The following is a 14,153-nucleotide window of genomic DNA, read 5'->3' as shown; positions in this document are numbered from 1 at the left end:
TGACCTTTGCTTTCATACGGAAGCGTGGAGGACATGCTGAGAGTCCTGGCCGTCGACGACGAGGTGCCCGCTCTGGAGGAGCTCGCCTACCTGCTGCGCCAGGACGAAAGGATCGAACACGTCGCGACCGCCGCCGACGGCGTCACGGCGCTGCAGGACATGGTCCAGATGATCGGCGGGGGCGAGCGGCTCGACGGGGTGTTCCTCGACATCCGGATGCCCGGGCTCGACGGGCTCGACCTGGCCCGGCTGGTCGGCGGGTTCCCCAGCCCGCCCCGGCTGGTGTTCGTGACGGCGCACGAGGAGTGCGCGGTGCAGGCGTTCGAGCTGGAGGCCGTCGACTACCTGCTCAAGCCGGTCAGGGCCGAGCGCCTGGCCGAGGCCGTGCGCCGGCTGGAGGCCACCTCCCTGCCCGCGCCCGAGCCGGGGCAGGACGAGGTGATCCCGGTCGAGCTGGGCGGGCGCACCCGGTTCGTGCCGCAGCAGGCCGTCTGGTTCGCCGAGGCCAAGGGTGACTACGTGCGGCTGCACACCGTGGACGGCAGCTACCTCGTGCGCATGTCGCTGGCCGCGCTGGAGCGGCGCTGGGCGGATGCCGGGTTCATCCGCATCCACCGCAGCACGCTGGTCTCCGGGCGGCACGTCAGCGAGCTGCGTTTCGAGGGCGGGCGGGTGACGCTCACCGTCGGCACCGAGACGCTGCAGGTCAGCAGGCGGCACAGCCGGCAGGTGCGCGAGCAGCTCGTCCGCCACCACAGGGGCGTGATCTCGTGACCGCGGAGCGGCGGGTGACCGTCTCCCGCAGTCCGGTCGCGCTCGGGCGCTCCCGCGACCTGTTCGACCCCGAGGAGGGCGGGCCCGGCGTGCCGGCGATCGTGGGCCGGCAGTTACGGCAGGCGCTGCTGACCGTGGGCGCCGTCGCCGTGCTGCTGGCGGGCGTCCCGGTGATCGCCGCGTGGGTGCCCGCGCCCTGGGCCTGGCTCGCGCTCTCGCTGGCCGTGCAGGGGTTCTGGGTCGTGCTGGCCGTGCTGCAGCTGAGACGCGCGGAGCGGCTGGAGAGGTGAGCGGGCTGCGGTGCGCACGGCGGCTCGGACGGGCGGAGAGATGACCGTCGCGGTGCTGACCGGGATCGCCTTCGTGCTGGTTCTGGGCATCATGGTGGGCGCCGCGCGACCCCGCCGCGCCAGCGGCGTCTCCGACTTCTCCGTGGCGGCCAGGGCCGTCCCGCCCTGGTGGAACGGCGCCGCGATCGCCTCCGAGGCCACCTCGGCCGCGGCCTGCCTGGGCCTGGCCGGGCTCATCGCCACCCGGGGCGGGCCGATGTTGTGGTACCCGCTGGGGGCGACGGCCGGGTTCGTCGTCATCCTCGCCCTGGTCGTCGCCCCCTTGCGGCGCTCGGGGACGTACACGCTGCCCGACTTCGCCGAATGGCGGCTGAGATCGGTCAGGCTGCGGCGCTTCGCCACGTTCATCGTGCTGGTGATCGGGTTGGCGTTCATGGTCGCGCAGTTCCACGCGGCCGGGATGGTGGTGCGGCTGCTGACCGGGCTCCCGCCGTGGCTCGGTTGGGTGGCCATCGCCGCGGCGGCGCTGGTCGTGGCCTGCGCGGGCGGGCTGGGGAGCGTGACGAGCGTGCTGGCCGCGCAGTTCTGGCTGAAGCTGGTCGTGTTCGTCGGGGTGGGGGCGGTGTGCTGGTGGGCGGCGGGCGCGCGGTCGGTCACCTGGCTGGAGGGGGCCTACCGGGCCGGCGAGCCGGGGCTGGCGGGGACGGGCGACCCGTCGCTGCCCGGCGTGCTGACCGTGCTGGCGGCCTGCGCGCTGGGCACGATGGGGCTGCCGCACGTGATCGTCCGGGTCTACACCAACAGTGACGGGCGCGGGGCCAGGCGCTCGATCGTGGCGGCGCAGGCCATGCTGGCGGTCTTCTGCGTCGTGCCGCCGCTGTACGGGATTCTGGGGCACGCGCACGTGCGCGAGGGCGCGGCGGACGAGATCGTGCTTCTGCTGCCCGCCAGGCTGCTTCCAGGGGTCGTGGGGGACGTGCTCACCGGGGCGCTGGCCGCCGGGGCGTTCGCCGCCTTCCTGGCCACCACGGCGGGCGTGCTGGTGTCGGTCGGGGGAGCGGTGTCGGCGTGCCTGACCCGGGCCGGGGTCCGCGCCTTCCGCGCGGCCGTGTGCCTGGTGCTGCTGGCCGCGCTCGCCCTGACGGCGGTCACCGGGCCGCAGGCCTCGGTGGCGCTCGTCCTGCTCGGCTTCAGCCTCTCGGCGGCCACGCTCTGCCCGCTGCTGGTGCTCGGGATCTGGTGGCGGCGGCTGACGGACGTGGGGGTGGCGGCCGGGTTCGCGCTCGGCGGGGGCGTGACGGCGGTCCTGGTGATCGAGGAGCAGGCGGGCGTGAAGATGGGCGTGCTCACGTCCAACCCCGCGCCGGTGGCCGTGCCGGTCGCCTTTGCCGCGATGGTGATGATTTCCCTGGTCACACCGGGTCGGATGCCGCGCGGGGTGGGGCGGATGATGGCCAGGATGCACGTGCCCGAGCACCTCGCGGGCCCGCCGGCGTACCGCTCGTCGCAGCAGGGTGACCACTCATCGTAACAGCACTCTCCGTATGTCGATGACTACGGACCGTTCAACGAGCTGTCCGAAAACAGGGTATCGCCCGCAAGATCGCGACCGTAGTGTTTCGGCAACGGAAAGCCAACCCGGCGCATCGGGGGGGACGAGCCGGGGGGCTCACAACAGGCCTGATGCGCCGACTTCACCGGTGACCACGCAGGTCACCACGGCTGCCGGGCCCCCATCCGGGGGTGGGGCCCGCCACGCCGGTCACGTGAAGGGGCGCCTGCTGAGGCCCTCAGCCGGCCCCGCGATTCGGCCCTTCGGGGGCGGCCGGATCGCGCGAGCAGGCGCCCTTCTCACGATGCCCCGCACGATGCCCGAGGCGGCGGGGTCAGGAGTCGCGGAGCTTCTTCAGCAGGGCGATGTCCTCGGCGTGCTTGGGCGCCTTGCCCGGCGTCTCGATGCAGATCGGCACCCCCGCCACGGCCGGGTGGCGCATGAGGTCGGCGAACGGCTGGGCGCCGATGTGGCCGGCCCCGATGTTCTCGTGCCGGTCCTTCTTGGCCCCGCACACGTCCTTGGAGTCGTTGGCGTGGATCAGCTTGAGCCGCCCGGGGGCGAGCTCGTGCAGGGCGTCGAACGTCTCCTTCACCCCGCCGGCCGCCGCGAGGTCGTGGCCGGCGGCGTAGGCGTGGCAGGTGTCGAGGCAGATGCCGGCGCGCGGGTGCCAGTCGAGCGCGGCCAGGTAGGGCTCGATCTCCTGGACGGTGGCGCAGAGCATGGCGCCCTGCCCGGCCATCGGCTCCAGCAGCAGGTCGGGCCCGCCGTCGGGGATCTCCTCCAGCAGCGGCAGCAGGTTTTCGCGCACCTGGCGCAGCGCGTCGTCGCGTGACTGCGTGACCGCCGAGCCCGTGTGCACCACGACCCCCTTGGCGCCGATCTCCGCGCCGCGCCGCAGCGTGTGGCGCACCAGCGCGATGGAGTTGGCCAGCGTCTCCGGGCTGGGCGAGCCGAAGTTGGCGAGATAGGGCACGTGGACGAACGTGTCGACGCCCGACTCGGCCAGCTTGGCGTCCTCGGCGGGTTTGCCCTCGGCCAGCGCCCAGCCGCGCGGGTTGGTCACGAAGACCTGGATCATCTCGGCGCCGATCTCGGCCATGTATTTCAGGCCGCCGGTCGCCAGGCCGCCCGTGACGAGCACGTGCCCGCCGATCAGGGATGTTGGGGTCATGATGGGTCTCAGTCTAGGCGTAGGCCACGACAACCCGGAGGCCCGCGCGGACCGGGCGCGTCGTCGCGCCGGTTGGATGATGACACGAAAAGTCCTGGCCGCGGAGGTGGCCGGTTGGGAGTTCTCGCGGATGGACCGGGCACGAGGCGGGTGTGTGTACTTCTGACATGCCCGAGACGCTGAGCGATTTCAACGCCAGGCCCGCGGCCGGCGCCGAGGAGGAGCTGCTGGCCTGCTGCGCCTCGCGCGCCTTCGCCGCGAAGGTGGCGGCGCTGCGGCCGTACGACGATCTCGACGACCTCGCCGTGACCGCCGAGGCGGCCGTCCGGGACCTGGGGTGGGACGACGTGCTGGAAGCGCTCCGGGCGCACCCGAGGATCGGGGAACGGGCGGCGGGCGGCGGCAGGGAGGCGTCGTGGTCGCGCCAGGAGCAGGCGGGCGTGGAGGACGACGTGCGCCAGGCGCTGGCCGAGGGCAACAAGGCGTACGAGGACCGGTTCGGCTACGTCTACCTGGTCTGCGCCACCGGGCTCACCGGGGCCCAGCTGCTGGCCAGGTTGCGCGAGCGGCTGGGCAACGACGAGGAGAGCGAGCGGGCGGCCGTGCGGGGCGAGCTGGCCGCGATCACCGCGCTGCGGCTGCGCAAGCTCATGAAGGAGGGGGCATGAGCTTCTCGACCCACGTGCTGGACGCGGTCACCGGCCTGCCCGCGCGGGGCGTCCACGTCCGGCTGGAGCACGAGGGCCGGGTGGTGGCTGAGGGGCGCACCGACGACGACGGGCGCATCAAGGGCTGGAACCCGGGAGCCGGCGTCCACCGGGTCGTCTTCGACACCGGGGCCTACCTGGAGGAGACGTTCTACCCCGAGGTCGTCGTCACCTTCACCGTCGCCGACCCCGAACGGCACTACCACGTGCCCCTGCTGCTCAGCCCGTACGCCTACTCCACCTACCGAGGGAGCTAGATGTCCATCAGGCTCGGACCCAACCGCTACGGCAAGGCGGAGACCAGGCTCGTCCGCGTGGTCAGGGACGGCCCCGTGCACCACGTCAAGGACCTCAACGTCAGCACCTCGCTCTCCGGCGACATGGAGGCCGTCCACCTGACCGGCGACAACGCCGCCGTGCTGCCCACCGACACGCAGAAGAACACCGCGTACGCGCTGGCGAAGAAGCACGGCGTCGGCCAGATCGAGGAGTTCGCCCTCCTGCTGGCCAGGCACTTCGTAGGGACGCAGCCGACCGTCCACCACGCCAGGGTCGAGATCGACGAGTACGCCTGGACCCGCCGCGGGCCGTACTCGTTCGCCCGCGAGGGCGGCGAGGTGCGCACGTGCGTCGTCCACCACGACCGGGACGGCCGCTCCACCGTGGTGTCCGGGCTCAAGGACCTGGTGCTGATGAACACGACCGGCTCGGAGTTCCACGGCTACATCGTGGACGAGTACACCACGCTGCCGCCCACCACCGACCGCGTCCTGGCCACCGCCGTCGCCGCGCGCTGGCGGCACGCGGGGGACACGCCCGCGTACGGCAAGTCGTACGAGCAGGTGCGCCAGTGCCTGCTGGACGCGTTCGCGGACACCCACAGCCTGTCGCTCCAGCAGACCCTCTACGCCATGGGCGAGCGCGCCCTGGCGGCCTGCCCCGAGATCTGCGAGGTCAGGCTCGCGATGCCGAACAAGCACCACTTCACCGTGGACCTGTCGCCGTTCGGCCTGGACAACGAGAACGAGGTCTTTTACGCCGCCGACCGCCCTTACGGCCTGATCGAGGGCAGCGTGCTGCGGGACGACGCGCCCGACGCCGGATTTGCCTGGGAGTAGTAGATATGGATTTCTTGCGCCCCACGACGTGGGAGGAGGCGCTGGCCGCCAAGGCGGACCGGCCCGACGCGGTGCCCATCCAGGGCGGCACCGACGTCATGGTCGAGATCAACATGGACGTGCGCAGGCCCGCGGCGCTGCTCGACCTGAACCAGGTGGCCGAGCTGCGGGAATGGGCCATGGTGGGCGGCATGTGCCGGGTCGGGGCCGCGGTGCCGTACGCGCGGATCATCGAGGAGCTGGGCGGGCCGCTGCAAGGGCTCGCGCAGGCCGCGCGCACGGTCGGCTCGCCGCAGATCCGCAACCGCGGATCGGTCGGCGGGAACCTCGGCGCGGCCTCGCCCGCCGGCGACAGCCACCCGCCGCTGCTGGCGGCGGGCGCGGTGGTCGAGGCGGAGTCGCGCGAGCGCGGCGTCAGGATGATCCCGGCCGACGAGTTCTACCTGGGGGTCAAGCGCAGCGCGCTGGAGCCGGACGAGCTGATCAGGGCCGTTCACGTCCGGCCCGCGACCGGGCCCCAGTACTTCTCCAAGGTCGGGACGCGCAACGCCATGGTGATCGCCGTGTGCTCGTTCGCGATCGCGCTGCACCCGCGGGAGCGGCGGGTCGGCACGGGGATCGGCTCCGCGGCGCCCACGCCGCGCCGGGCCTTCGATGCCGAGGACCTGCTGGCCCGCGAACTAGACTGGAACGCGCCGCTCGATCCTGCTCTGACCAGGCGATTCGGCGAGCTGTGCGCGAGGGCCGCCGCGCCGATCGACGACGTGCGGGGCACGGCCGCCTACCGGGTGCACGCCATCGGCGTGCTGGCCCGCCGCACGCTGGCCTGGGCTTGGAACGACCATCTGGGAAGGAGGGCCGCCTGATGCGTGTCACCTTCACCGTCAACGGCCGCGAGGAGATCGCCGACGACGTCTGGGAGGGCGAGAGCCTGCTGTACGTGCTGCGCGAGCGCGTCGGGCTCCCCGGCTCCAAGAACGCCTGCGAGCAGGGCGAATGCGGCTCCTGCACGGTCTATCTCGACGGCGTGCCGGTCTGCTCCTGCCTGGTCGCCGCCGGGCAGGCCGAGGGGCGGCAGGTGCGCACCGTCGAAGGGCTCGCCGAGGGGGACCGGCTCGACGCGGTCCAGGAGGCGTTCGTGGAGTGCGGGGCCGTACAGTGCGGGTTCTGCACGCCGGGGCTGGTGGTGCAGGCGCACGACCTGATCGCGCGGGTGGAGCGGCCGTCCGACGCGGAGATCAGGGAGGCCCTGGCCGGGAACCTCTGCCGGTGCACGGGCTACGAGAAGATCATCGAAGCGGTGCGGCTGGCCGCGTCGCGGAAGGCGGACGCCGAGTGAGCCTGCTCATCGAGAACGTCCACATCGCCCCCGTAGCCGGCCCCGAGATCGAATCCGGATATATCAGGATCGAGGGGGATCGGATCGCGGAGCTCGGCCCCGGGCCCGCCCCCGGCGCGACCGGCCACTCGGACAGGATCGACGGCACCGGCTGCCTGGCCACCCCCGGCCTGGTCAACACCCACCACCACCTGTACCAGTGGGCCTCGCAGGGCCTGGCGCAGGACGCGACCCTCTTCGAATGGCTGGTCGCGCTCTACCAGGTGTGGGCCGCCATGGACGCCGAAGTGGTCAACGGGGCGGCCACGGCGGGGCTCGGCTGGCTGGCGCTGTCCGGGTGCACCACCTCCAGCGACCACCACTACATCTTCCCCAAGGGCAGGGGCGACCTGTTCGCCGCCGAGATCGAGGCCGCCCGCGCGGTGGGCATCCGCTTCCACCCCGCCCGCGGCTCGATGGACCGGGGCGAGTCCCACGGCGGGCTGCCGCCGGACGTCGTGGTCGAGGAACTGGACGAGATCCTCGCCGCCACGTCGGAGGCCGTGGACGCCTACCACGACCCGTCCTTCTCCTCGATGCTGCGGATCGCGGTCGCGCCGTGCTCGCCGTTCTCCTCCAGCGCCGAGCTGATGACCGAGTCCGCCGCCCTGGCCAGGGCCAAGGGCGTGCGCCTGCACACGCACGTCGCCGAGACCTCGGACGAGGACGAGCACTGCCTGGCCCAGTTCGGGCTGCGCCCGGTCGACTACATGGAGAAGCTGGGCTGGCTGGGGCCCGACGTGTGGTTCGCGCACTCGGTGCACCTGAGCGACGACGACATCGGCAAGCTCGCCGCCACCGGCACGGGCTCCGCGCACTGCCCCTCGTCGAACGGCCGCCTCGGCGCCGGCATCGCCCGCGTCTCCGAGATGCTGCGCCGGGGCGCGAACGTGGGCCTCGGTGTGGACGGCAGCGCCTCCTCCGAGCTGACGCCGCTCGTGGGGGAGCTGCGGCAGGCCCTGCTGTTCCAGCGCGCCGCGTACGGCCCCCAGGCGCTCACGGCCCGGCAGGCCCTGGAGATCGCCACGCTCGGCGGGGCCCGCAACCTCGGCCGCGAGGACGAACTCGGCACCCTCGAACCCGGCAAGCTGGCCGACCTCGCCCTGTGGCGGGTCGACGGCCCCTTCACCTCGGCGGTGACCGACCCCGTCTGCGCGCTCGTCTTCGGGCCCCCGCCGCCCCTGGCCCGGGTGCTGGTCGGCGGCCGGGTCGTGGTCGAGGACGGCGAGCTGAGGACCGTCCCCCAGGACGCCGCCGGCCGCGCGGGCGCCCAGGCGCACCAGCGGCTGATGCGGCTGGCGCGGGAGCACGGCCTCACCGCCGCCAAGGAGCTCCACTGACCAGGCGACTAAGGTGGGAATGTCTGAAACGAGCAGGAAGGCGATCCCGTGCCCGAGGAACTCCCCGACGAGCGGCTGGCGCAGCTCAAGAGCACTTTCGCGTCGATCGACACCGACGGCGACGGCTACATCAGCGAGGCCGAGCTGAAGCGGCACTTCCCGGGGCTCCCGGAGGAGGCGCTGGGGGCGATGAGCCAGGCGGCCGACTCCGATCAGGACGGTCGCTACTCGCTGGAGGAGTTCATCCGCACCGTCTCCTGACGACCCCTGCGGGCGTCACCCGTCACCCGTGCGTGATGATGAGTCACGCCTTCCTGCCCGCTCGCACCGGGCAGGAAGGCGTGTCAGGACATTGTTCACCATCCTGTAGGGGTTCGTAGTGGTTCAGCAGGTTCTGGTCGCCCCCGACAAGTTCAAGGGTTCTCTGACTGCGGCCCAGGTGGCCGCCCAGGTCTCCGCCGGGCTCGGCGTGCCCACCGTGGAGCTGCCGGTGGCCGACGGAGGCGACGGCACCGTGGACGCGGTCGTGGCCGGCGGGTTCAGCCGGGTCACGATCGAGGTCACCGGGCCCACCGGCGAGCGGGTCCCCGCCTCGTACGCCTGGCAGGACGCCGACGCGACGGCGGTGGTGGAGCTGGCGGAGGCGTCGGGGCTGCGCCGCCTGCCCGGCGGGCACGAGCCGCTGACCGCCACCAGCTACGGCACGGGCGAGCTGATCGCGGACGCCGTGCGCCGGGGCGCCAAGCGCGTGGTCCTGGGGCTGGGCGGCAGCGCCTGCACCGACGGGGGAGCGGGCATGGCGCAGGCGCTCGGCGCGCGCCTGCTGGACGCCGGCGGCGACGACCTCCCCCGGGGCGGGGCCGCCCTGAGGGAGCTCGCCCGGATCGACCTGTCGGGTTTCGCGGCCGTCTCCGGCGTGGAGTTCGTGGTGGCCAGCGACGTCGACAACCCGCTCCTCGGGCCCCACGGCGCCGCCGCCGTCTACGGGCCCCAGAAGGGCGCCACCCCGGACGACGTCAAGACGCTGGAGGCCGGGCTGAGCCGGCTGGCCGCCGTCGCGACCGCCACCCACGGGCTGATGGGCGCCGTCGAGCACGACGACACGCCGCGCGCGATGGGCGTGGCGGGCGCGCCGGGAGCGGGGGCGGCCGGTGGGGTGGGGTTCGCCGCGCTGGCGTTCCTGCACGCCGAGATCCGGCCCGGCATCGGCTACCTGCTCGACCTGCTCGGGTTCGGCGAGCTGGTCAAGGACGCGCGGCTGGTGATCACCGGCGAGGGGTCGCTGGACGAGCAGTCCCTGCGCGGCAAGGCACCCGTCGGCGTGGCGCAGGCCGCGGCCAGGGCGGGCGTCCCCGTGGTGGCCGTCTGCGGGCGCCGCACGCTCACCGACGACGAGCTGCGGGCCGCGGGCATCGAGGCCGCCTACGCCCTCACCGATCTCGAACCCGACCCCGAACGCTGCATGGCCGAGGCCGGGCCCCTGCTCGAACGCCTGGCCGCGCGGCTGGCCGCCGTCCATCTCGAAGGTGACTAGATGATCGACCTGGTGATCCGTTCCCGCCGCACCGTCACCCCCGAGGGGGAGCGGACGGCGGCGGTGGCCGTGCGGGGCGAGAAGATCGCGGGCCTGTACGACTACGCCGCGCCGCTCGACGCCGCCGAGGACATCGACCTGCGCGACCTGGCCCTGCTCCCCGGCCTGGTCGACACCCACGTACACGTCAACGAGCCGGGGCGGACGCACTGGGAGGGGTTCGACTCGGCGACCAGGGCGGCCGCCGCCGGAGGCGTCACCACGATCCTCGACATGCCGCTCAACTCCCTCCCGCCCACCGTGAACGTGGCCGCCTTGGAGGCCAAGCTGGCGGCCGCGGAGGGCAAGTGCCACGTGGACGTGGGCTTCTGGGGCGGGGCCGTGCCGGGGAACGTCAAGGATCTCGCTCCCTTGCGCGAACGCGGGGTCTACGGGTTCAAGTGCTTCATGTCGCCGTCGGGGGTGGAGGAGTTCCCGCCGCTCGGCGCCTCGGAACTGCGGGAGGCGCTGTCCGAGGTGGCGGCGGTCGGCGGGGTGATGGTGGTGCACGCCGAGGACCCGGCGCTGCTCACGGAGCCGGGCGGGCCGACGTACCGGGAGTTCCTGGAGTCGCGGCCGGGGGAGTCGGAGCGCAGCGCGGTCGCGCGGGTGGTGCGGCTGGCGGCCGAGACCGGCGCCCGGGTGCACATCCTGCACGTCTCCAGCGCCTCCTGCCTGGAGGTGCTGGAGCAGGCGCGGGCCGAGGGCGTCGCGGTCACGGCGGAGACGTGCCCCCACTACCTGACGCTGGTGGCCGAGCAGGTGCCCGAGGGGGCGACCGCGTACAAGTGCTGCCCGCCCATCCGCTCCGAGGCCAACCGCGACCTGCTGTGGGACGGGCTGGCCAGGGGCGTGCTGAGCTGCGTCGTGTCCGACCACTCGCCCTCGCCCGCCGACCTCAAGGTGCCCGACTTCGCCGCCGCCTGGGGCGGCATCGCCTCGCTCCAGCTCGGCCTGCCGGCGATCTGGACGGAGGCGTCGCGGAGGGGGTACGGGCTGGGGGACGTGGTGCGCTGGATGTCCGCCAACCCGGCCTCAATGGCCGAAATTTCCGGAAAAGGCGGGATAAAGGCCGGTAATGATGCCGATTTGGTGGCATTTGATCCGCTGGCCGACAACCCCGTGGACGCCGCGCGCCTCCACCACAAGAACCCGGTCACCCCGTACCACGGCCGCGTGCTCAAGGGCGCCGTACTGACCACCTGGCTGCGCGGGCGGCCCGTGGACGGCGCGCCGCACGGGCGATTCCTGTTGGGAGAGCAGTAGATTTGCCGAGCTTCATCACCCTGCCGGATCTCGCCCTGCGCACGCTGGGCGGCTCCGTCGTGGCGGCCAGCGACGAGTCGTTCGCGGAGAAGGAGAGCCTGATCCGGCCGGGGCGGCCCGCCTTCCAGGCGGAGACGTTCGGGAGCAAGGGGCAGGTCTACGACGGGTGGGAGACCCGCCGCCGCCGCTCACCCGGCCACGACTGGGCCCTGGTACGCCTCGGCGTCCCCGGCGTGATCCGCGGCGTGGTGATCGACACGGCGTGGTTCAAGGGCAACTACCCGCCCCACGCCTCGGTGGAGGCGGCCGCGGTCGCGGGCCACCCCTCCCCGGCCGAGCTCGAAGCCGCGCCGTGGGCGGAGATCGTCCCCAGGTCCGAGCTCACCGGGGACAGCGAGCACCACTTCACCGTCACCGACGAGCGCCGCTTCACCCACGTACGGCTGAACATCTTCCCCGACGGCGGCGTCGCCCGCCTCCGGGTGCACGGGGAGGCCCGGCCCGACCTGTCCGTGTACGACGCGCTCGGCCTCGACCTGGCCGCCCTCGCGAACGGCGCCCTGGTCACCGCCTGCTCGAACGAGTTCTACTCCGCCCCCAACAACGCCATCGCCCCGGGCCTGGCCCGCCACCAGGCGGAGGGCTGGGAGACCGCCCGCCGCCGCGGCGACGGGAACGACTGGCTGCTCATCCGGCTGGCCGGGCGCGGCGTGATCGGGCTGGCCGAGATCGACACCACGAACCTGCTGTTCAACGCGCCGGGCGCGGTCTCGCTGACGGGCCTGGACGGCGAGCGGGAGGTGGAGCTCCTCCCGAGGACCCGCCTCCAGCCCGACACCCCGCACCGCTTCCGCCTCACCCACCCGGACCCGGTCACCCACGTGCGGGTGGACATCTACCCGGACGGCGGCCTCGCCCGCGTCCGCCTCCACGGCCGCCTCACCGCCCCCTGACCGGCAGGGGCTGCCCGGCGGGCCTCACTGCCAGAGGACGACCGTGCTCCCCTGCGGCCGCTCGCTGTTGGGCAGCGGCCGCTGGAACTGGACGACCCCGCGGTTGCCCAGCCGCTGCACCCGCACCTTGAACCCCAGCGCCTCCAGCTCCGACTTGGCGTCCCTGACCTCCTTGCCGATCACCGCCGGCACCAGGGCGAACTGCTGGTCGTCGCGGGCCTCGTCGTCCCTGTCGCCGTTGAACCAGTCCCAGAAGTCCGTCTGGCACCGCGCCACCGTGACCATGACCTGCGCGCCCTTGTCCACCTCGGACTTCGCCTTCGGCGCCTGCGCGATGACCGTGCACGGCTCGGCGTCGTCGTCCACCTCGTTGACCTGCACCTGGAAGCCCAGCCCGCCGAGATATTGGGCGGCCTCGTCCTTGGGCATGCTGCTGACGTCGGGCATCACCATGCCGGCGCTGACGTAGATGTCGATCTTGGCGCCCACCCGCACCTTCTCGCCGACCTGCGGCGAGGTGCGGATGACCTTGTCGCGCTCGACCTCCTGGTTGGCCAGCCGCTTGACGGCGCCCACGGTCAGCCCGGCGCTGGCGATCTTGTCGCGGGCCTGGTCGCCGGTCATGCCCTCGGTGTTGGGCACGGCCACGCGCTTGGGCCCGAGCGAGGGGACCAGCGTGATCGTGGTGCCCTTCTCCACCTCGGTGTCGGCCGCCGGGTCGGTGCGGATGATGAGGCCCGCGGCCACCTTCTCGTCGTTGATGCCGTCGGCCTCCTGCACCTTGAGGCCGGCCGCGGCGGCGCTCTGCTTGGCCAGCGCCATGTTCTTGCCGACCAGGCTGGGCACGGAGACCATCTCGGGCTGCGCGAAGTACCAGCCGGTCAGCCCGACCGCGACCACCATCACCCCGGCGAGCGCCACCAGGAACCAGTTCGGCTTGAACCCCGGCCGCCGCCGCGACGCCGGCGCCTCCGTGCGCGGCTGGATCAAGGTGTGGGCGGGGGCGGCCTGAGGCATCGAGGCGGCGCCGGAGGCGTTGAAGACCTGCGTCCGGGCGTGCGGGGCCGCGGGGCCCTGCGGGTGGGAGCCCGGCGGGTTGGTCAGGCGCGGCAGCATCCGGTGCGCGTCGACGGCGGCCACGAGCATCGCGGTGGCGTCGGCGGGGCGCTGGTCCGGCTCGCGGGCCGTCGCCTGGGCCACCAGCGTGTCGATCAGCGGCGGCGCGTCGGGGACGACCGAGGACGGCGCGGGCACGGTGTCGTGGACGTGCCGGTAGGCCACCGACATCGGCGTCGCGCCGTCGTACGGCTGCTGGCCGGTGACCAGCTCGAACAGCATGATGCCCGCGGCGTAGACGTCGCTGCGCACGTCGGCGGCGCCGGTGGTGACCTGCTCGGGCGCCATGTAGCCGATGGTGCCGATCATCACGCCGGTGCGGGTCTGGTTGGTGGCCTCGATGGCCCGGGCCAGGCCGAAGTCGACGACCTTGACCCGGCCGTCGTCGGTCATCAGGACGTTTTCCGGCTTCACGTCGCGGTGGACCATGCCCGCCTGGTGGGCCGCGCCGAGGGCGGCGAGCACCGGGATCATGATCTCGAGCGCCTCGCGGGCGGGCAGCCTGCCGCGCTCGCGCAGGATGTCGCGCAGCGTCTTGCCGGGCACGTACTCCATCGACAGGTACACGACGTCGTTGTCGGTGCCCTGGTCGAAGACGTGCACCACGTTGGGGTGTGAGAGGCGGGCAACCGACTTGGCCTCGCCGATGAACCTGCGCACGAACGCCGGGTCCTCGGCCAGCGAGGGGTGCATGACCTTCAGCGCCACCGTCCGGTCCAGGCGGACGTCCAGCGCGAGGTAGACGGTCGCCATACCGCCCCGGGCGATCCGGCTCTCGATGCGGTAGCGCCCATCGAGGAGCCGCCCGACCAGGGGGTCCGCAGTCGTCGTATCCACCCCGCTGAGTTTACGGGCGTTTTGCCACTGGGAGGGCCCCACCGCCCGAAACCGATGCTGAGACGTTCCCGTTGG

Annotated in this window: 15 protein-coding genes; 13 read left to right on the top strand and 2 right to left on the bottom strand. The window is 73.0% G+C overall.

The window, feature by feature from the left end; all coding sequences use genetic code 11:
* The first annotated feature begins 33 nt into the window (after positions 1-33).
* Genes ABZS69_RS02600 through ABZS69_RS02590 form a run of 3 tightly spaced genes read left to right on the top strand, consistent with a single transcriptional unit; the run spans position 34 to position 2,595 of the window.
* Entirely contained in the window at positions 34-774 is a 741-nt protein-coding gene (locus tag ABZS69_RS02600; RefSeq protein WP_355365190.1) for a LytTR family DNA-binding domain-containing protein, read from the top strand.
* Positions 771-1,064 carry a hypothetical protein gene (locus ABZS69_RS02595; protein ID WP_355365187.1) on the top strand — a complete coding sequence of 98 codons (294 nt, stop codon included), beginning with the start codon at positions 771-773 and terminating at the stop codon, positions 1,062-1,064. Before ABZS69_RS02600 ends, ABZS69_RS02595 begins: the two co-directional genes overlap by 4 nt.
* Before the next feature lie 10 nt (positions 1,065-1,074).
* Positions 1,075-2,595: a cation acetate symporter gene (locus tag ABZS69_RS02590; protein WP_355365184.1), complete on the top strand. Its 1,521-nt coding sequence runs from the start codon at positions 1,075-1,077 to the stop codon at positions 2,593-2,595.
* Positions 2,596-2,950: 355 nt separating this feature from the next.
* Here the strand turns inward: ABZS69_RS02590 and ABZS69_RS02585 are convergent, their stop codons facing one another.
* Complete coding sequence (locus ABZS69_RS02585) at positions 2,951-3,790, bottom strand: deoxyribonuclease IV (protein ID WP_355365181.1); 840 nt, start codon at positions 3,788-3,790, stop codon at positions 2,951-2,953.
* Positions 3,791-3,957: 167 nt separating this feature from the next.
* Between ABZS69_RS02585 and uraD the strand changes: the two genes are divergently transcribed.
* From uraD to alc, 10 genes are all read left to right on the top strand, one after another.
* Positions 3,958-4,458: a 2-oxo-4-hydroxy-4-carboxy-5-ureidoimidazoline decarboxylase gene (gene uraD, locus ABZS69_RS02580; RefSeq protein ID WP_355365178.1), complete on the top strand. Its 501-nt coding sequence runs from the start codon at positions 3,958-3,960 to the stop codon at positions 4,456-4,458.
* Positions 4,455-4,754 carry a hydroxyisourate hydrolase gene (gene uraH / locus ABZS69_RS02575; protein ID WP_355365175.1) on the top strand — a complete coding sequence of 100 codons (300 nt, stop codon included), beginning with the start codon at positions 4,455-4,457 and terminating at the stop codon, positions 4,752-4,754. Before uraD ends, uraH begins: the two co-directional genes overlap by 4 nt.
* The gene (gene pucL / locus ABZS69_RS02570) at positions 4,755-5,615 is read left to right on the top strand and encodes a factor-independent urate hydroxylase (protein WP_355365172.1); all 861 of its coding nucleotides are present in this window, start codon (positions 4,755-4,757) and stop codon (positions 5,613-5,615) included.
* A 5-nt stretch (positions 5,616-5,620) separates the two neighbouring features.
* Positions 5,621-6,481 (top strand): FAD binding domain-containing protein, encoded by an 861-nt coding sequence (locus ABZS69_RS02565; RefSeq protein WP_355365169.1) that lies wholly within the window; start codon positions 5,621-5,623, stop codon positions 6,479-6,481.
* On the top strand, positions 6,481-6,954 hold the full coding sequence (locus tag ABZS69_RS02560) for a (2Fe-2S)-binding protein (protein WP_355365166.1): 474 nt from the start codon (positions 6,481-6,483) through the stop codon (positions 6,952-6,954). Before ABZS69_RS02565 ends, ABZS69_RS02560 begins: the two co-directional genes overlap by 1 nt.
* Positions 6,951-8,333 carry an 8-oxoguanine deaminase gene (locus ABZS69_RS02555; protein ID WP_355365164.1) on the top strand — a complete coding sequence of 461 codons (1,383 nt, stop codon included), beginning with the start codon at positions 6,951-6,953 and terminating at the stop codon, positions 8,331-8,333. Before ABZS69_RS02560 ends, ABZS69_RS02555 begins: the two co-directional genes overlap by 4 nt.
* Positions 8,334-8,381: 48 nt before the next feature.
* Positions 8,382-8,594: an EF-hand domain-containing protein gene (locus ABZS69_RS02550; protein WP_355365161.1), complete on the top strand. Its 213-nt coding sequence runs from the start codon at positions 8,382-8,384 to the stop codon at positions 8,592-8,594.
* A gap of 118 nt (positions 8,595-8,712) precedes the next feature.
* On the top strand, positions 8,713-9,867 hold the full coding sequence (locus tag ABZS69_RS02545) for a glycerate kinase (protein WP_355365158.1): 1,155 nt from the start codon (positions 8,713-8,715) through the stop codon (positions 9,865-9,867).
* Positions 9,868-11,172 (top strand): allantoinase AllB, encoded by a 1,305-nt coding sequence (allB, locus tag ABZS69_RS02540; RefSeq protein ID WP_355365155.1) that lies wholly within the window; start codon positions 9,868-9,870, stop codon positions 11,170-11,172.
* 2 nt (positions 11,173-11,174) lie between these two features.
* Positions 11,175-12,125 carry an allantoicase gene (alc, locus tag ABZS69_RS02535; protein WP_355365152.1) on the top strand — a complete coding sequence of 317 codons (951 nt, stop codon included), beginning with the start codon at positions 11,175-11,177 and terminating at the stop codon, positions 12,123-12,125.
* Positions 12,126-12,149: 24 nt separating this feature from the next.
* Here alc and pknB read toward each other — a convergent pair whose 3' ends face one another.
* Complete coding sequence (gene pknB / locus ABZS69_RS02530) at positions 12,150-14,078, bottom strand: Stk1 family PASTA domain-containing Ser/Thr kinase (RefSeq protein ID WP_355365149.1); 1,929 nt, start codon at positions 14,076-14,078, stop codon at positions 12,150-12,152.
* Positions 14,079-14,153: the final 75 nt, after the last annotated feature.

The organism is Nonomuraea sp. NPDC005650 (assembly GCF_040605375.1).
Classification (GTDB): domain Bacteria; phylum Actinomycetota; class Actinomycetes; order Streptosporangiales; family Streptosporangiaceae; genus Nonomuraea.
This window is presented reverse-complemented; position numbering and strand designations above follow the sequence as displayed.